This is a genomic window from Sphaerisporangium siamense, from assembly GCF_014205275.1.
Lineage (GTDB): Bacteria > Actinomycetota > Actinomycetes > Streptosporangiales > Streptosporangiaceae > Sphaerisporangium > Sphaerisporangium siamense.
Genome location: NZ_JACHND010000001.1, coordinates 2,668,470 through 2,686,067, shown reverse-complemented (window position 1 = coordinate 2,686,067; position 17,598 = coordinate 2,668,470). Strand labels below are relative to the sequence as shown.

Genomic DNA, 17,598 nt, shown 5'->3' with positions numbered 1-17,598 from the left:
GGGATACTACTGGAGGCGAAGCACGGCCGCATTGACCCGTTCATCACTGGCTGTCATGGCGATACGGACATGGGAGGAACCGGCGGGCCCGTAGAAGTCGCCCGGCGCCACCAATATGCCCATGTCAGCGAGCGATCGGACCTGGTCCCAGCAGTCGCGGCCGTCGGTCGCCCACAGGTAGAGACCCGCCGTCGAATGGTCGACGCGCCAGCCGGCCTTCTCCAGCGCCGGGCGCAGCAGGGCGCGCCGCGCGGCGTAGATCCGCCGCTGCTCCTCGGCGTGCCGGTCGTCGTCGAGGACGGCGGCCATCGCGGCCTGGACGGGCGCGGGGACCATCATGCCGGCGTGCTTGCGGAACTCCAGCAGCCGCTTCACCAGCGCCGGGTCACCGGTCACGAACCCGGCCCTGTACCCGGCGAAATTGGACCTCTTGGACAGGGAGTGCACGGCGAGCAGCCCCTCGTGGGAACCCTCGCACACGTCGGGACGCAGGATCGAGACCGGCTCCTCCTCCCAGCCGAGCTCGATGTAGCACTCGTCGGAGGCCACGACCGCGCCGCGTTCGCGCGCCCAGGCCACCACCTTGCGCAGATGCTCGGCGGGCAGCACGCGGCCGGTCGGGTTGGACGGGGAGTTCACCCAGACCAGCGGCACCCGCTCGGGGCCGAGCTCGACCAGGCCGTCGGTGGCGTGCGGCGTGGCGCCCGCGATGCGCGCGCCGACGTCGTAGGTGGGGTAGGCCAGCGCCGGGATGACCACCCGCTCCCCGGCGCGCACGCCGAGCAGGGTGGGCAGCCAGGCCACCAGTTCCTTGGACCCGATCGTCGGCAGCACGTCGTCAGGGGCGACGGTCACGCCGTGGCGGCGCGCCAGCCAGCCCGCGGCGGCCCGGCGCACGGCCTCGGTGCCGTGGGTGAGGGGATAGCCGGGACTGTCGGCGGCGCCCGACAAGGCCTGCCGGGCCACGGCGGGCACGGGGTCGACGGGTGTGCCGACCGACAGGTCGACGATGCCGCCCTCGTGGGCGAGGGCCTGCTGCTTGTACGGCGCCAGCCGGTCCCACGGAAAATCGGGCAGCACGGTCACCGGATCACCCCCAGGTGTGGTTCGGTGCGATCGACGAAGACGGCACCGGCTCGGTACCGCGACGGGTACGTCACGGTACCCAGCGGCACCTCATGATCGCGGGTGGACCCGGCTCAGTGCTCCTCGGCCTGCGGCGGGAGGGCCGCCACGATCGGGTGATCCTTGTTGATCTTACCGACCTTGGAGGCGCCGCCCGGCGATCCGAGGTCCTCGAAGAACTCCACGTTCGCCTTGTAGAAGTCCTTCCACTGGTCGGGCGTGTCGTCCTCGTAGAAAATGGCCTCGACCGGGCAGACGGGCTCGCACGCGCCGCAGTCCACACATTCGTCTGGGTGAATGTAGAGCATGCGGTTGCCCTCGTAGATGCAATCGACGGGGCACTCTTCGATGCACGCCTTGTCCAGGACATCCACGCAAGGCTGCGCGATGACGTAGGTCACCTCGGGCTCCTTCTTCTCCGCGCCTTCGCACGACTCGACCGCGGGTTGATAAACCTAGTATTGCCGTGTCGGGCTGTCGGCTGAAACGGGAGGGGGGCAAACCAGGTGACGTCCGGTTTCGGCGCGCGGCTCGTCGTCGCGATATCCCCCGATGACGTGGGCCGCCGCGTCACCGTGCGCCGCAGAGATCCCGACGGATTCCGCGACGCCGTAGGGGTTCTGGAGTCCTGGCGTGAGGGTGTGCTCCGGGTGCGCAAGCGCGACGGCACGCTCGTCGAGATCGCCGAGACCTCCGTCGTGGCGGCCAAGGTCGTCCCCGAGCGCCCGCCGGGCCGCTAGGGCCGTTTCACCCCCTCACGCCCAATGCGCGCCCAATGCCGGGCCAAAACACCCGCGTGCCTCCTCGACGCGCGCCGCCGTCACGCCGAGTATGCGACTCGTGACTCGACGCCGTTACGCCGCCGTAGCGCTCCTGGCCGCCGCCGCGGCCGGGTGCTCCTCCGCGCCCACCACCGAGAAGAAGCTCCCCCCGGTCAATCCCAGGGCCGCGAGCCTCGCCGAGGGGTTCGGCACCATGGACCGGCTGGTCGAGGCAGCCAGGCACGAGGGCTCGCTCACCCTCGTCGGGGTGCCGCGCGACTGGGTCAACTACGGCGCGGTCATGGACCGGTTCTCCGGCGAGTACGGCGTGCGCGTCAACGTCGTGGAACCGGGCGCGAGCAGCCAGCGCGAGATCGACGTCGCCAAGGCCGCGCCGGCCGGGCAGGCCCCGGACGTCTTCGACCTCGGCATGGACGTCGCCATCGCCAACACCCAGCGGTTCGCCCCGTACAAGGTGGCCGCCTGGCAGGACATCCCCGACGCGGTCAAGGATCTGAAGGGCCACTGGTACGCGGGCTACGGCGGGTACATGTCCATCGGCTACGACCCGCGCAAGGTTCCGGCCCCGAAGGGCTTCGCCGACCTGCTCAGGCCGGGGTACGCCGTGGCGCTGCCGGGCGACCCGCTGCGCACGGCGGCGGCGTTCAACGGCGTCATGGCCGCCTCGCTCCAGGGGGGCAGGCCGGAGGCCAAGCGGGGGCTGGAGTTCTTCGGCACGCTGAAGCGGTCGGGGGGCTTCCGGGCGCCGTCCCAGGCCAACACGCTGGTCGACTGGGACTACGTGAACGCCCCCAAGGCGGCGGAGACCGCCGGGGACGAGAAGCCTGCCTGGAAGGTCGTCATCCCCTCGGGCGCGGTGCTCGCCTCGTACTACGTCCAGGCGATCAACAAGAAGGCGCCGCACCCCGCCGCCGCCCGGCTCTGGCAGGAGTTCCTCTACGGCGACGAGGCCCAGAACCTGTTCCTGAAGGGCTTCGCCCGTCCCGCGCGCTGGGAGGCCCTGGAGATGAACGGCAAGCTGGACCGCCAGGCCGCCGCCAAGCTGCCGCCCGTGCCCGGCGCGCCGGTCGTCCTCACCGTGCCGCAGACCGACGAGGCCAAGACGTTCCTGAAGGCCAACTGGGCCAAAGTCATGAAGTGAGCGGGCTCCCCCTGCTCCACCGCTGATCGGGACCGCACGGGGACGGGAGGAAGCTTCCGGACACATGTGTCCCCAGCACAGCAAGGCTCTAAAGTGTCTTTACTTACGGACACGGGAGCGATCGCGGTGAATGCGAGCTGATGGCCTTGCGATACGACACACCGAGCTTGATGCGGTGGAACGCTCGCGCCTACGACAGCTCGTTCGGCTACGTCTCGGCGCACGGCGCCCCCCTCATCGACCTGCTCGACCCCCGGCCCGGCGAGCGCATCCTCGACCTCGGATGCGGCACCGGGGTCCTCACCGCCGACATCGCCGCACGCGGCACCTACGTCCTCGGCATGGACGGCTCGGCCACCATGATCGAGGCCGCCATCGCCCAGCACCCCGGCCTGGACTTCGTCATCGGGGACGGCGCCAACTTCCGCGTCGGCGAGGCGTACGACGCCGTGTTCTCCAACGCCGCCCTGCACTGGATGTGCCGCGACCCCGACGCCGTGATCCGCTGCGTGCGCACGGCCCTCACGCCGGGCGGGCGGTTCGTCGCCGAGATGGGCGGCGCGGGCAACTGCGCGGCGCTGACCTCCGCCATGCTCACCGCCTGGCGCGAGCACGGCCTGCCGGAACCCGACCTGCCCTGGTACTTCCCGAGCCCCGCCGAGTACGCGCTGCGCCTGGAAAAGGGCGGGTTCACCGTGCGCCTGCTCGAGTACTTCGACCGTCCCACCCCGCTCGACGAGTGCCCCGGCGGGGCCGCCGACTGGGTGCGGATGTTCGCGGGCTCGCTGCTCGACGGCGTGCCCCCGGCGACGGTGGAGCCCCTGCTCCAGCGGGTCAACGAACTGGCCGCCCCCGCCCTGCGCCGCGAGTCGGGCTGGATGGCGGACTACGTACGGCTGCGATTCGCCGCCGTCCGGGCCTAAGCGGCGTCCAGGACCGATTGATTTGCCAGACTATGGTCTCGTCAACGGAGTCACCGGAGAGGAAACGGGATGAACTTCTGTCTGAGTGATCTCGTGCCGCCTCTCCGATGGAGCGATGCGACGGAGTTCCCGCGGCTCCGCGACCAGCCCGACCTGCCCGACGCGTGGTGGCGCTCGGTCCCCGTCGGCCGGGTGTTCCCCGTGCTCGGCCCCGAGGCGCTCGGCGAGCTGCTCACCGAGCTGGCCCTCACCCACTGGCCCGCCGCCGCGGTGGGGGACGTCCTGCCCGCCCTGCACGTCATGGACCCCGACGAGGCCGACGACCCCCAGGTGTCGATCGCGCTGGACCGGGTCGGCTCCTGGTCGGGCCTGCTCGCCCTGACCGGCCGCGAACTGACCGACCAGCCCTTCGTCCGCGCCCGCCCCGTCCTCACCGCGCTGTTCACCGCGGTCTTCACCCGGCTCACCTCCGGCCGCCCCGGCCCCACCGACCAGCCCGGCCCCGCACAGACCCCCGCGGCCTCCACTCACGCGGCCTCGCCGCAGGCCGAACCCGCGCTGCCGGCCTCGCCGCAGGGGGCCTTCGCGCAGGGGGCTTCCGGACCGGGCGAGGCGGCGCGTGAGGAGCGGCAGGCTCCGGGCCAGGCCGCCGAGCCGGCACCCGCGCCCCTGCCGCGGCTGCCCAAGCGCCAGCCCGCCTCGCGGAAGTCCCACGACCCGCTGGGGCTCGCGGCGGCGCGCATGGCCGAGGCCGCGCTGGAACAGCACGCGCCGGGCGGGCGCGACGCCGCCCGGCCGTCGATGTTCACCCCTCCCCCGCGCACGGACCGGCCCACGCCCCCGCCGCCGCTGCCCGTCCCGGGCTTCGGCGCCGAACCCACGCCGCCGCTCTCCGGCCCCGCGTTCGAGCCACCACCGTTCACCCCAGAGCCACCGCCCTTCACCTCCGAGCCGTCGCAGTTCAGTCCCGAGCCGCCGCCGTTCGCGCCTGAGCCCCAGCAGTTCGGCCCCCAGCCGCCGCCGTTCGGATCCGAGCCTCAGCAGTTCAGCCCCGAGCTCCCGCCGTACACCGCCGAGCCCGCCTCCTACGGCTACGGCGGCGAGCCTCCGTACGCGCCGGCGCCGCGCCCGTTCGTGCCCGAGCCCGAGCCGTTCGACCCCGGCCCGTTCGGCCCGAGCCCGGCGGCCACGTACGGCTCCGAGCCGCACCCGCCCACCCCGCAGCTTGCTCCCCCCGCCGCCGCGCAGGTCCCGCCGGTCGACGTGCCGTCCGGGGCGGAGTCCCTGCCCCAGTCGCCCGACCCCGTGGCCGATGGCGTACGGGCGGAGGCGTCCCGGGTGGACGAATCCCGGGCGGAGGCCGCCGCCCCTGCGGAGTCCTCCGCCGAGGACGCGGCGCCGCCCGCCGAGGACCTCTCCCCCAGCGGTGAGACCGCCGTCGAGGATGCCGAGCCGGTGGAGGCCGTGGACGCCGCGGAGGCCGTAGAGCCCGCCGACCTCCTCGCGCCCGCCGACCCGCTCGGTCCCGCGGAGCCCGGGACGCCCGAGGGACCCGACACGCCCGACGGACCGGACATGTCCGGCATGCCGGGCGCGTCCGAGGAAGCCGCCGATGACGCCGAAGACGCCGGGGCCGTCGACACGCCGTCCGGCACGAGCGGCGACGAGCTCGGCGCCGACCCCGACATCCCGGCCCTCATCGACGCGGCGTTCGCCGGACTGGACGACCAGACCTGGACGGTGGCGCAGATCCAGATCTTCACGGACGCGCCCGCCGCGCCCGAGGAGCTGGCCAAGCTGTTCGCCGTCACCTCCGACGACATCGTGGCCCGCGAGAACGAGCTGCGCGAGCGCCTCGCCGCCTGGCTGGACAGCCCCGAGGCCGCGCCGTACACCCAGTACCTGGAGAAGCTGCCCGGCGTGCTCGGCATCGCCGCGCCGAAGGCCCGCCTGGTCGAGGCCGCCCCGTGGCACACCAGGGAGCTGCGGTCCCTGGACATCCCCGCCTGGCAGTTCGTGATGGCCACCCTGCCCGGCTACACGGTCCAGGACGACTGGCTGGTCGCCGGGGACATCGCCGACCTGCGCGAGCGCACCTGCGGGCTGATCCTGAACGCCGACCGGCCGCCGACGGTCGCGCGGGCGCTGGAGCTGGTCTCGACGCTGGGCATCCACCCCGAGGTGGCCAAGGAGTGGCTGGAGGACGTCCCGCAGCTCCGCATCCAGAGCACCAAGAAGGCGGATCAATCAGGAAACCAGGAGGCGCCGCAGGCCGAAGGGCCCGCCGAGCAGGAAGGGCAGGCGGCCGTCCCCCTCAAGGACGTGTCGATGACCCGCAAGTGCTTCCGGCACCCGGACGGCCTGTGGTGGCTCAGGATCGACATCGGCCCCGAGCAGCTCTCCGGCGCCGAGTGCCCCCTGCCCAGCGGGTTCGCCGCCTACCTCGGCATGTCCCCCGGCGACCGCCACACGGTCGTGAGCGCCGCCGGCGAGGTCACCATCACCTGGCAGTCCCGCCCGGCCATCGAATCCCTCGCCTCCCTGCTCGCCGAACTGGGCGCCGAGAGCGGTTCCGCCCTGTTCGTCACCGTGGCCGAGGAGGACCAGGTCCTGCGGGCCGGGCTCATCCCCCCGCCGGCGCCCGACGCCGACAAGAGCACCCAGGCGCTGCGCCTGGCCGGATACACCGTCGCCGGCGGCGCCGAGTCCCTGGAGGAGACCATCCGCGTCCTCGCCACCCGCATCGGCATGACCGGCCCGGTCGGGCTGCCGGACCTGATGAACCGACTGCGCGAACGCGGGGACCGCGACCTGCTGTCCCTGATGGTCTGACGGGAGCCGCGGTGCCCCGGCTGGCGATCGCCCCCGAGGTCCCCCGGGATCTCGACGCCCTGGACCGGCCCCTGCGCCGGGACGCCGTCGTCGCCCTGCGCCGCTTCCTGCTCAACACCACCTCCGCCCCGCACCCCGAGCGGGTGCGCAACACCCGCGACGCCCGCGTGGCGACGCTCCGGCTGGCCGACCGGCACCGGGGGGTAGTGGTCCGCCAGCGCGACGTGTACTGGATGCTCGCCGTCCTGCCCGACGCCGACGCCTGGTCGTTCGCCCAGCGGCACCGCTTCACGGTCAACGCGGCGATCGGCGTGGCGGAGATCTGGGACGCCGCCGCGCTCGACCGCGTCGAGCCCGCGCTGCGCCGCGCGGCCGGGAACAGCGAGTGGCGGCTGTTCGCGCACGTCTGCGACACCGACCTGCTCGGCCTCGGCGTGGACGCCGACCTGATCCCGCTGCTGCGGCTGATCACGACGGACGTCACGCTCGAAGCCCTGGAGCCGCTGCTCCCCGAGAGCCAGTACGCCCCCCTGGCCGTCCTCGGCCAGGGCGGGTCGATCGCCGACGCCTGGCGCGCCCTGGACACGCGCGTGGCCGTGCCCGTGCCGTCCGTGGACGTCACCGACCTGGTGTCCGCCCTGGAGCGCACCCCCGACCGGGCCGTCTTCGTCCCCGACCCCGGCACGCTGGACCGCGTCCTCGGCGCCCCGCACTGGTGCACGTTCCTGTACCCCACCCAGCACCGCCTGGCCCACCAGGACCTCTACGAGGGCCCGGTGCTCGTCACCGGCGGCGCCGGCACCGGCAAGACCCTGGTCGCCCTGCACCGCGCCGGCCACCTCGCCCACGCGGGCGCCGGGCGCGTGCTGTTCCTGACCTTCTCGCAGAAGGTCGCCGGCGACGCCGCCGCCAAACTCGACGTGCTGGTGGACGACCCGGAGATCCGCGCGCGCATCGAGGTCGGCAACGTGGACCGGCTGGCCCACCGCGTCGTCGCCGAGGCGGAGGGACGGCCCCCGCTGCTGGTCGGCCGCTCCGACCTCGCCACCCTGTGGCAGGAGGCGTCGGAGATCGCCGGCGAGCCGCACGGCCCGGCCTTCCTGCTGCGCGAGTGGGAGCAGGTGATCCTCGCGCAGAACCTGTGCACCGTGCAGGAGTACCTGGTCGCCGAGCGTCCCGGGCGCAGCGTGGAGCTGGACGACGAGCAGCGCACCGCCGTGTGGAAGGCCATCGAGCACGTCACCGAGCGGCTGCGCGCCACGGGCAGGCGCACGCTGCTCCAGCTCGCCGCGCAGGCGTCCACGCTGCTCGGCAGGACCACCGGCGACCTGCTCGGCGACGACGGGCCCCGGCGCGAGCCGTACCGCCACATCGTCGTGGACGAGGCGCAGGACCTGCACCCGGCGCAGTGGCGGCTGCTGCGCGCCGCCGTGCCGCCCGCGGCCAACGACCTGTTCATCGTCGGCGACCCCCACCAGCGGGTGTTCGACACCCGCGTGGCGCTCAGCACGCTGGGGATCAAGGTCGAGACCCACCACCTGACCATCTCCCACCGCCTGTCGCACGAGATCCTGTCCTGGGGCGTCCGGCTGCGCGGCGGCAACGCGGCCGACGGCCTCGTGGACGGCGTCGTCGACCTGGTGGGCTTCCGGTCCATCCACCCCGGCGCCCGCCCGGCCGTCCGCGAGTACGCCTCCCGCGAGGCCGAGCTGACCGGCCTGGTCACCCACGTCCGCGCGTGGCTCGCCGAGGGGGTGCCCGCCGAGGAGATCGCCGTCGGGGCGCGGACCAGCGAGTACGTCCGCGGCGCCAGGACCGCGCTCGGGCAGGCCGGGATCGGCGTCCGGGTGAGCACGCTGCACGGGCTGAAGGGGCTGGAGTTCCGCAGGGTCGCCCTCATCGGCATCGCCGAGGGCGTCGTCCCGGCCCCCGAGACGCTCACCCCGGCGGACGAGGACCCCACGGCCCGCGCCCACGACCTGCAACGCGAACGCGGCCTGCTGTACATGGCGTGCATGCGCGCCGCCGAGAGGCTTTACCTGTCTTATTCAGGCCGGGCTAGTCCCTTTCTGCCACCATGACCCAATAACCTGAACCGCGGATAGGACTCCGTCTCGTCCCACTCCCAAGCCATATGCCGGTTGGACCCCCATGAATTTGAGCCTTAGCGACATCGTGCCTCCCCTGCGCTGGACCGCCCCCGGACAGGTAGAGCCGATCGCGAGCGACCCACGCCTCCCCGAGGCGTGGTGGCAGGCGCTCCCGATCGACCGCGCCTGCCTGATCCTCGGGACCGCCCAGGTGGCGGCCAGGCTCGCCGACCTCGCCACGGCCTGCTGGGGACACCTGCCGCTCGGCGACATCCTGCCCCTCCTCCGCATGACCGACCCCGCGGCCGGCCTGCGGACGCCCGACGACAGGGACGTCACGCGCACCCTGTTCACCGGCGTCCTGGAACGTCTGCTGGCCTCCGAGACCCCCTCGGAGGCCGCCCCGGGCGCCGGCGAACGGCCGATCATCGAGCTCATCGACGAGATCTTCGCCGCGCTCGACGACCGCCAGCGCGCCATCGCCAGGGACCGCGTGTACGCCGAGCGCCGCGCCACGCTCGACGAGCTCGCGCAGCGGTTCTCCGTGACCCGCGAGCGCATCCGGCAGATCGAGCGGGACCTGCGCGACCACGTCCAGGCCCGGCTCGCCACGCCGGAGACCGCCCCGCTGACCGCCCACCTGGCCTGGGTGCGCGGCAGGCTCGGCTCCGCCGTCCCCGCCGAGGACCTCGCCGCCGCCGCCCCCTGGCACCGCGCGGACCTGACCACGCTCGGCGTGCCCGCCTGGCGGTTCATCCGCAGCCTGCTCACCGGCCACGAGCAGGTGGACGGGTGGCTGGTCGCGGGCGGCGCCGACGAACTCAAGGAGAAGACCCGCCAGCTCTTCACCGACGGCCCCGTGAAACTGCCCGAAGCCGTCACGATGGTCGCCCAGCTCGGCGTGCGCGAGGACGTCGCCGAGGCGTGGCTCGCCTCGGTGCCGCAGCTCCGCGTCCTCGAAGGCCACGTGGTGCCGTGGCCGCGCAGCGTCAACGAGAAGGCCGAGGCCGTGCTGGCCGTCGCCGAGGCCCCGCTCAGCCCCGAGGAGATCCAGAGCCGCATCGGCGAGGACTACAGCCTCGTCGGCATCCGCAACCAGCTCACCGCCGACGACCGGTTCCTGCGCGTCGACAGGAACCGGTACGGGCTGACGCGCTGGGGCGGCGAGGAGTACATCGGCATCCGCGAGATGATCGTGCGCGAGATCGAGCGCGCGGGCGGCGAGGCGTCGGTGAACAGCGTCGTCGCCAACCTGACCGCGCGGTACGAGGTCAGCGAGAGCTCCGTGCGCGCCTACGCGGGCGGCCCCGGCTTCGAACGCACCCAGCGCGGGTGGATCCGCGTCGCCGCCCCCGAGCAGGCCGAGCCGTACCACCCCCGCCGCGACGTGTCGATGACCCGCCGCTCGTTCCGCAGCAGGGACGGCCGCTGGTGGCACCGCGTGGACGTCAACGCCGAACACCTGCGCGGCTCGGGCTCCCCCCTGCCGACCGGCTTCGCCGCCCACCTCGGCATGGCCCCCGGCGGCCAGCTCACCACCTCCACCCCCTCGGGCGACGTGGTCGTCAGCTGGCACAACCAGCCGACGATGGGCTCGATCCGCGCCGTGCTGGCCGACTACAACGCCGGCGAGGGCGACTCCATCTTCCTCACCGTCTCCGACGGCGGCGAACTCCTCACCCGCTACCTCCCCCAAGCCGCCCCCGGCCTCCCCCCCATCAACATGGCCCTCCACCTCATCGGCTACACCGCCCCCGTCGCCTCGGAAGCCGAGGCCCTCCGCCTCATCGGCGCCCGCATCGGCCTCCCCGAAGGCGCCTCGCGCGAAGACGTCCTCACCCGCCTCAGCAACCGCGGCGACCGAGACATCCTCGCCTTCCTCGACCCCGAGGCCACGTGACCCGTCTCCCCGGCCCTGCGTGTCACGACTCCGGCCGGGGCAGGTCGTTGTGGTGCCGCGCGCGGTATGGATCCGAGGACCGGTACGTGGTGTGGTCGTTCACCGCCACTGGGCACGGGCCAGGGTGAGCCCGTACACCTTCTCCGCGCCGCTTCCCTTGAGCCGCATGGCAACCGCGTTGAGACTGCTTCCGGCGGTGAAGACGTCGTCGTAGACCATGAACCTGCGGCCTCGCACGCGAGCCGGGTCCGGCACGCTGAGCGCGGTGTACAGCAATCGTGCCGCGATCTGCCGCTCAGCGAGGGAACCGGTGTCCCGCATCCGGGGAGTGGCCCGCGTCTTCTGGATGAGCGGCGGATCCAGAACGAAGGGAAGCCCCTCATCGTCTTCGAGCATCGCCCGTTCGATGACGTAGCCGGTGTGATCGTTGCCCTTGCGTGCCTGGTGAGGCTCTAGATAGGCCGGCATGGGGATGATGGCGTCCACCTGGTCAACCAGCTCAGGGTGGGTGTGCAGGTGACCCAGAATGATTCGCGCGAAGATCATGGCCCACCCATAGGCCCCGCTCTTGAGCCGTAAGACCCTTGCTCCAGAGTGCCGGCCTTGACCCCGACGACGGCCGTCCACTCGAAAGCGCGCTGTGGGTCGCTGCAAAGTCTGTTGGAGCAGGTGACCCGGCCGTCCCGCAGCGACTGGTGACATATCGGACAGTTAGGTTCGTTTGGCGGCTGAAGGCTTCCCGACGCGCACTCGTGGCAGATGCGGACGTGTCCCGCCCGTAAGTAAGCGCATTCACCGCAACTGCCGAATCCGGCGGGAGGTGGGCCGTCGCCATAGGCCGGCCGTCCTGGTTCGGTCACCACAGTGCCCCGGGGGACGGCTCCTCCAGTTTCAGGTCTTCGAAGTTCAAGGAGAGCTGGGCGCGGGAGGCGTTGACCGCTTGGATCCGATCCGGGCTGGACAAGCTGTTCACGACATCGTCCACGTCCTCCACCATGAGCGCCCCACGCGTCCTTACGTACTCCTTCGCCCACGGCTGGGCCTCCGTCAGGCTTCGCAGCAGGAACACCCTCTTGCCGTGCTCCAGAGCCAGACGGGCTTGCATCTTCGCCCCCGACGTGCTGGAAGCCTCGATCACCACCGTGCCTTGTGCGATGCCCGACATGGTGACGTTGCGGCGGGGGAAGGTGTAGGTCGCGCCATTGGCGTCCGGCCAGAACTGGGAGACCACGGCCCCGCTCTCGGCGATTCGATCGGCCAGACCACGATTCTCGGCCGGGTAGCAGCGCAGGATTCCTGTCCCCACCACCGCGATCGTCCTGCCTCCGGTGTCGAGCGCCGCCGTGTGCGCCGCGGTGTCGATGCCACGGGCGAGGCCGGACACGACGGTGACCTGACGCTCGGTGAGCAGTCCGGACATACGGCGTGCCCGGCGTAGCCCGTCCTCGCTCGCCTGACGCGTACCGACGACGGCCACGCTGCGCAGGTCGGTGTCCCGTAGTTCACCGCGGACGAACAGGAACGGCGGGAGGTTGAAGATCAGACGAAGGGTGGCGGGGTACTCCTTGTCCAGGACGGTGACGAGCCGGGCGCCGCCGTCGGCGGCGCGATCCGCCTGCTTGATCGCGGACTCGGTGTAACGGTCCAGTTCCCCGGCACTCTCTTTGATAAGAGCCCTTGCTTTCGTCGCTTCGGGGGAGGACTCGACGATGTCACCCGACCATAGACGCGCGAGTCCGTCGAGACGCTGAGCCTCTCGCGCGACGAGGTACCAGCTAACGCCCTTGACCATGCATATCCCGAGCAGCCGTGACTGCTCTTCGGTGATCCGCATCCTACTCTCCAAACTGATGTTCGAATGCGTGTCCAATGGTACTGCAGTGTCTTTTGTCGCCCGAAGATATGTCCATATTGCCAGGTGGCGCCAGATCCTCTTGATCAACGCCTTGCTTCTCACCGCACTCACGACCCATGTCGGCCGACGCACTAAAGGCGGCACACCCGCACCCATCATGCACAAGGAGTATACGATCAACCACTTATCGCGATCGCACGTCGCACCTGGGCCGATACGACAGGACAGCGGTACAGCGCGCCCCCGCGCGCGCACCTCTATGTCCCCTACCCGCACTCAGGCCTCATCGGGCTCTTCGGCCATACGCCCCCCGGGCCGCCCACCGGGAATCCCGCCCACAGAGCCCGCGGCCTCCGGCCGACAAACGACACCCGTCCTCCAAGGCTCGATGACGCCGCTTTCACCCGTCAGGCATGGCCATAGCCGCCCCCTTGCCAGGCCGAGCACGACAGCCGTAGATCGCTCGGGCGCTGATCTCTCCCCGCACAAAAGGGGATGAACCTACCCGCGTTCGATGCGAGGCTGGGCTTGTGAGGGACGCGCACACCGTGGTCCTGGTCGAGGGAGCCAGTGACAAGTCGGCCGTCGAAGCCTTGGCCGAGCGCCATGGCCGGAACCTGCCGGCCGAAGGCATCTCCCTCGTGGCGATGGGCGGCGCCACGAACATCGGCGCGTACATCGGCAGATACGGCCCTGCCGGTCACGATCTCCGGCTGGCCGGCCTGTGCGATGTCAGAGAGGAAAGCCACTTCCGGAGAGGTCTAGAGCGCGCCGGCCTCGGCTCCGATCTCAGCCGGAGCGATCTGGAGGCGCTCGGATTCTTCGTCTGCGTCGCCGACCTCGAAGACGAACTGATCCGCGCCCTCGGCACCGCCACGGTCGAACGCATCCTCGGCACCGAGGGCGACCTAGGCTCATTCCGCACTCTCCAGAAGCAACCCGCTTGGCGCGCGGGCACCACCCACGACCAACTACGCCGGTTCATGGGCTCAGGCAGCGGCCGCAAACTCCGCTACTCCGCCCTCCTCGTCGCAGCACTGCACCCCGACCACGTACCTCGCCCGCTGAACATGCTGCTGACCCACCTGTCAGGCCTGCCAGGCACTCAGAGCCGGTGATCGCGTCGCCGCCGTGCGGCGGCGGATTCCGAATTCGTTGACGGACCGGCGAAGGTGGCCGTGGTCGCGTCGTCCCCGCGTGTGAAGCGCACCAGGGCGGCCCCGGCCCCGGTCAGACGACCTGAGTCGCGGCGCCTTCCGTGAGGCTGCCGTCGCTCATGGTCAGGACGGTGTCCACCATCGCCAGCGTGGCCAGGTCATGCGTGACCATGACGGTGGCCAGCCCGTTGTTCCTGGTGAGCTCTGCGAGCAGGGAGATGATCTGCTCGCCCCGATGGTGGTCGAGCGCGCTGGTGGGCTCGTCGACCAGCAGCACCTCGGGGCCGTTCATCAGCGCGCGGGCGATGTTGACGCGCTGGCGCTCGCCTCCGGACAGCTGGTGTGGGCGCTTGTGTTCCTTGCCGCCGAGATCGACGGCGAGCAGTAGCTCGCGGGCGCGGACGCTCGCGGTGCGAGGGGATTGACCGGCCAGGTGCGCCATCACCAGGAGCTGGTCGAGCGTGGTGAGGGAGGGCAGCAGGTTGGCCTGCTGGAACACGATGCCGATGTGGTCGCGCCGGACATTGGTGCGGGCTGTCCGGCCGGCACGTGAGACGTCCTGGCCGGTGATGACGACCGTTCCCGCGTCGGGCGTGATGAGGGTGGCGGCGACGGCGAGCAGGCTGGACTTGCCCGAGCCGGACGGGCCGACCACCGCGGCGAACTCGCCCGCCGCGACGGCCAGGCTGACGTGGTCGAGCGCGGTCAGGGTGTGGTCCCCGTCGGGGTAGGTCAGGACGACGTCGGTGAGCACGAGGGTCATCGGGAGGCTCCCAGGGCGATCAGCGGGTCGACAGAAGTGATCTTGCGGATGGCCAGTGCGGCGCCCGCGGCGCCGAGGAGGATCATCGTGGCCACCGGGACGACGGTGGTGGTCACCGACAGCACGAACGGGACGGTGCCTTCGGCGAGCGCGCCGAGGCCCGCGCCGAGCAGGCCGCCCGCGCCCGCGCCGGCGAGCAGCACGATGACCGCCTGGGCGAGTGCGTCCCGCAGGAGGTAGCCGGAGCTCGCGCCGAGCGCCTTGAGCACGGCGACGTCGCCGCGCCGCTGGATCGTCCAGACGGTGAAGAAGGCGCCGATGACCAGGGCGGAGATCGCGAACAGGAAGCCGCGCATCAGCTGGAGCGAGCCGTTCTCGGAGGAGAAGGAGCCGATCGCGGCGGGCGCCTCGGACAGCGGGACGGTCGTGGTGCCGAGCCGGCTGTCGGCGGCGGCCAGGTCGGCCGCACCGCCGGTGCGCAGGGCCAGGACGGTGGCCGCGGTGTCGACGCCGCCTTGGCGGCCCATCGGCTCCCAGTCGCCGATGCTCATCCAGGCGAGTGGGGCGTGGCTGTAGGACGCCTGGTCACCGAGGCCGGCGACGGTGAAGTCCTCGCCGGCGATCCGCACGGTGTCGCCGGTCTTCAGCCCGGTGCCGGTCGCGAGGGCCGCGGAAAGGACGACCTCACCCGTGTTGACCGGCTTGCCGTGGGCGAGGTCGCCGCCGGGCTGGACGCCGAACAGGGCCACTGCCGCGCTTTGCCCGTCACCGTAGGCGAGTCTCGACATGGACACGCCCAGGCGTTCGGCCGTGACGCCCGCCACTTGCCGCCAGTCCTTCCAGGTCTGGTCGGTGATGCGGCTGTCGGCGAAGGCGGGCTGCTCGCCGCCGTCGAAGACGATGTGGTCGGCTGGAAGGTCTTCCACCGCTGAGATGTTCTCCCATGCCAGGCCGGCGGTCAGGCCGGAGAGCATGGTCACCAGGAGGGTGATGAGGAAGACGACGGTGCCCATGAGGGCGAACCGTCCTTTGGCGAAGCGCAGGTCTCTGAGCGCCACGAACACGGCGCGTCCCCCGTTGCGGTTGGAAGGAAGGCTGACCCCGTCAGCGTGCGCGAGTGGGATGGTTCGACACATCGTGCATGAGGTCGGCCAGCAATACTCCTTTTGCACGATGTCGGGGCGCGACGGTCTCGCATACGTTAGGTGAGAGATGTCTGACCATCCGTTCTCGCCCGCGCTCCGGTTGCTTCGCTGGACCGTGCACGGCACGTTCGCGATCCTCCTGGTGATCGCCCTCGCCGGCGTCGCCGGGCAGGGGCGGCTCGCGCTGGTGCTGGGCGGGACGCTCCTCGGGCTTCTCTACGCGGCGGGCGTGGCGATCGAGGGGCGGCTGCCGCACTTCGGCGGGCCGACCCACCTGCTGCTCGGCCGCGCCTGGCTGGTGATGACCACGCTCGGGTGGGCGGCGCTCGCCCTGGCAGCGCCGCAGTTCGTCTGGCTGGCCTTCCCGCTCTTCTTCGCCTACCTCCACCTGCTGCCCCTGGCAGTCGCGCTTCCGGGCGTGGCGGTGCTGACCGTGGCGGCCGTCCTGGCCGGCGCTTGGCACGAAGGCCGGGTCACCGCGGCCCAGGTCATCGGGCCGACGATCGGCGCCGCGGTCGCCACGCTGATGGCGATGGTCTACAAGGCCCTCTACACCGAGAGCGAGCAGCGCCGGCTGCTGATCGACGATCTGGTCCACACCCGGGAGAAACTGCTGCGGGCGGAGAGCGACGCCGCGCGACTGGCCGAGCGTGAACGCCTGGCGCGAGAGATTCATGACACGCTGGCGCAGGGTATGTCCAGCATCATCCTGCTGCTGCGCGCCGCTCGGCGGGATCTCGGCGACGATCTCTCCATGGCCGAGCGCCGCATCGCCGAGGCGCAGGATGCGGCCAAGGAGAACCTGGAGGAGGCGCGCAACTTCGTCCGGGCGCTGGCTCCGCCGGTGCTGCAGCACTCGTCGCTGGTCGCGGCGCTGCGCAGGGTCAGCGACTCCGCCGTGGCCGGCACCGCCATCCAGGCCCGCTTCGAGATCTCCGGCACTCCGGTGCCGCTGCCGGAGGACTACGACGCGGCGCTGCTGCGCATCGCCCAGGGAGCGTTGGGCAACGTCAGCCGGCACTCCGCAGCCGAGCATGCCGGAGTGACGCTCACGTACCTCGACGACGTGGTCATGCTGGACGTCTACGACGACGGCCGGGGATTCGCCCCGGACGGTTCCGCGGGGTTCGGCCTGCGTGCGATGCACGAGCGGGTCAGCGCGCTGGGCGGCAGCCTCACCGTGGAGTCCGCCCCTGGCGAGGGCACGGCGGTGGTGGCCACCCTGCCGCTGCCGCCCGGGGAGGCACCGTGATCCGGATCCTCCTGGTGGACGACCATCCTGTCGTTCGCTCGGGACTGCGAGCGATGCTCGCCGGGCAGCCCGACTTCGATCTGGTGGGCGAGGCCGCCACCGGCGAGGAGGGGACGAAACTCGCCGCCGCGCTCGCTCCCGACGTGGTGCTGATGGATCTCCAGCTCGGACCCGGCCTGCACGGCACCGAGGCGACCCGGCACATCGTGGCCCTGGACGGTCCCCGGGTTCTGGTGCTGACGACCTTCGACACCGACGCCGACATCGTGGCCGCCGTCGAGGCGGGCGCGACCGGCTACTTGCTCAAGGACGCTCCGCCCGAGGATCTGCACGCCGCCATCCGCTCGGCCGCCGCCGGAGCCGGCGCCCTGGCGCCGAGCGTCGCCTCACGCCTGCTGGGCCGGGTGCGCGCGCCTGATTCCACGCTCAGCCCGCGTGAGCTGGAGGTTCTCGGGCATGTCGCCGCGGGCCTGTCGAACCGGCAGATCAGCAAGGCGTTGTTCCTCAGTGAGACCACGGTCAAGACCCATCTGGCGCACATCTACGCCAAGCTGGGAGTCGACTCACGCACCGCGGCCGTCGCGGCGGCCTCCAGAAGGGGCCTCATCCGCTCCCCTTGAGCCTTCCGGTCCG

At 71.7% G+C, this 17,598-nt stretch carries 15 protein-coding genes; 9 read left to right on the top strand and 6 right to left on the bottom strand.

The window, feature by feature from the left end:
• Window positions 1–6: 6 nt before the first annotated feature.
• A complete protein-coding gene (gene dapC, locus BJ982_RS12480; protein WP_184879751.1) occupies window positions 7–1,086 on the bottom strand; it encodes a succinyldiaminopimelate transaminase in 1,080 nt (359 codons plus the stop codon).
• A gap of 113 nt (window positions 1,087–1,199) precedes the next feature.
• Entirely contained in the window at window positions 1,200–1,526 is a 327-nt protein-coding gene (gene fdxA, locus BJ982_RS12475; protein WP_114028798.1) for a ferredoxin, read from the bottom strand.
• A gap of 105 nt (window positions 1,527–1,631) precedes the next feature.
• Here fdxA and BJ982_RS12470 point away from each other — a divergent pair, with 105 nt between their 5' ends.
• From BJ982_RS12470 to BJ982_RS12445, 6 genes are all read left to right on the top strand, one after another.
• Window positions 1,632–1,865: a putative acetyltransferase gene (locus BJ982_RS12470; RefSeq protein ID WP_184879749.1), complete on the top strand. Its 234-nt coding sequence runs from the start codon at window positions 1,632–1,634 to the stop codon at window positions 1,863–1,865.
• A gap of 91 nt (window positions 1,866–1,956) precedes the next feature.
• Complete coding sequence (locus BJ982_RS12465; RefSeq protein WP_184879747.1) at window positions 1,957–3,048, top strand: ABC transporter substrate-binding protein; 1,092 nt, start codon at window positions 1,957–1,959, stop codon at window positions 3,046–3,048.
• Window positions 3,049–3,218: 170 nt separating this feature from the next.
• Window positions 3,219–3,971 carry a class I SAM-dependent methyltransferase gene (locus tag BJ982_RS12460; protein WP_239123079.1) on the top strand — a complete coding sequence of 251 codons (753 nt, stop codon included), beginning with the start codon at window positions 3,219–3,221 and terminating at the stop codon, window positions 3,969–3,971.
• A gap of 69 nt (window positions 3,972–4,040) precedes the next feature.
• Window positions 4,041–6,803: a hypothetical protein gene (locus BJ982_RS12455; RefSeq protein ID WP_184879742.1), complete on the top strand. Its 2,763-nt coding sequence runs from the start codon at window positions 4,041–4,043 to the stop codon at window positions 6,801–6,803.
• Between the two features lie 11 nt (window positions 6,804–6,814).
• Complete coding sequence (locus BJ982_RS12450; RefSeq protein ID WP_184879740.1) at window positions 6,815–8,884, top strand: UvrD-helicase domain-containing protein; 2,070 nt, start codon at window positions 6,815–6,817, stop codon at window positions 8,882–8,884.
• Window positions 8,885–8,954: 70 nt separating this feature from the next.
• Window positions 8,955–10,793, top strand: coding sequence for a sigma factor-like helix-turn-helix DNA-binding protein (locus tag BJ982_RS12445; protein ID WP_184879738.1), 1,839 nt, complete (start codon window positions 8,955–8,957; stop codon window positions 10,791–10,793).
• A gap of 99 nt (window positions 10,794–10,892) precedes the next feature.
• Here the strand turns inward: BJ982_RS12445 and BJ982_RS12440 are convergent, their stop codons facing one another.
• Window positions 10,893–11,339: a ComF family protein gene (locus BJ982_RS12440; RefSeq protein WP_184879736.1), complete on the bottom strand. Its 447-nt coding sequence runs from the start codon at window positions 11,337–11,339 to the stop codon at window positions 10,893–10,895.
• 310 nt (window positions 11,340–11,649) lie between these two features.
• Window positions 11,650–12,627 carry a DNA-processing protein DprA gene (locus BJ982_RS12435; protein WP_184879734.1) on the bottom strand — a complete coding sequence of 326 codons (978 nt, stop codon included), beginning with the start codon at window positions 12,625–12,627 and terminating at the stop codon, window positions 11,650–11,652.
• Window positions 12,628–13,196: 569 nt separating this feature from the next.
• On the opposite strand from BJ982_RS12435, the gene BJ982_RS12430 reads away from it, so the two are divergent.
• Entirely contained in the window at window positions 13,197–13,766 is a 570-nt protein-coding gene (locus BJ982_RS12430; protein WP_239123080.1) for a TOPRIM nucleotidyl transferase/hydrolase domain-containing protein, read from the top strand.
• A 112-nt stretch (window positions 13,767–13,878) separates the two neighbouring features.
• On the opposite strand, the gene BJ982_RS12425 is transcribed toward BJ982_RS12430, so the two are convergent.
• Window positions 13,879–14,568, bottom strand: coding sequence for an ABC transporter ATP-binding protein (locus tag BJ982_RS12425; protein WP_184879729.1), 690 nt, complete (start codon window positions 14,566–14,568; stop codon window positions 13,879–13,881).
• Entirely contained in the window at window positions 14,565–15,632 is a 1,068-nt protein-coding gene (locus BJ982_RS12420) for an ABC transporter permease (RefSeq protein WP_184879727.1), read from the bottom strand. The genes BJ982_RS12425 and BJ982_RS12420 overlap by 4 nt, the downstream gene beginning before the upstream one ends.
• Window positions 15,633–15,780: 148 nt before the next feature.
• Here BJ982_RS12420 and BJ982_RS39280 point away from each other — a divergent pair, with 148 nt between their 5' ends.
• Complete coding sequence (locus BJ982_RS39280) at window positions 15,781–16,965, top strand: sensor histidine kinase (protein WP_184879725.1); 1,185 nt, start codon at window positions 15,781–15,783, stop codon at window positions 16,963–16,965.
• The gene (locus BJ982_RS12410; RefSeq protein ID WP_184879723.1) at window positions 16,962–17,585 is read left to right on the top strand and encodes a response regulator; all 624 of its coding nucleotides are present in this window, start codon (window positions 16,962–16,964) and stop codon (window positions 17,583–17,585) included. Before BJ982_RS39280 ends, BJ982_RS12410 begins: the two co-directional genes overlap by 4 nt.
• The last annotated feature ends 13 nt before the right edge of the window (window positions 17,586–17,598 follow it).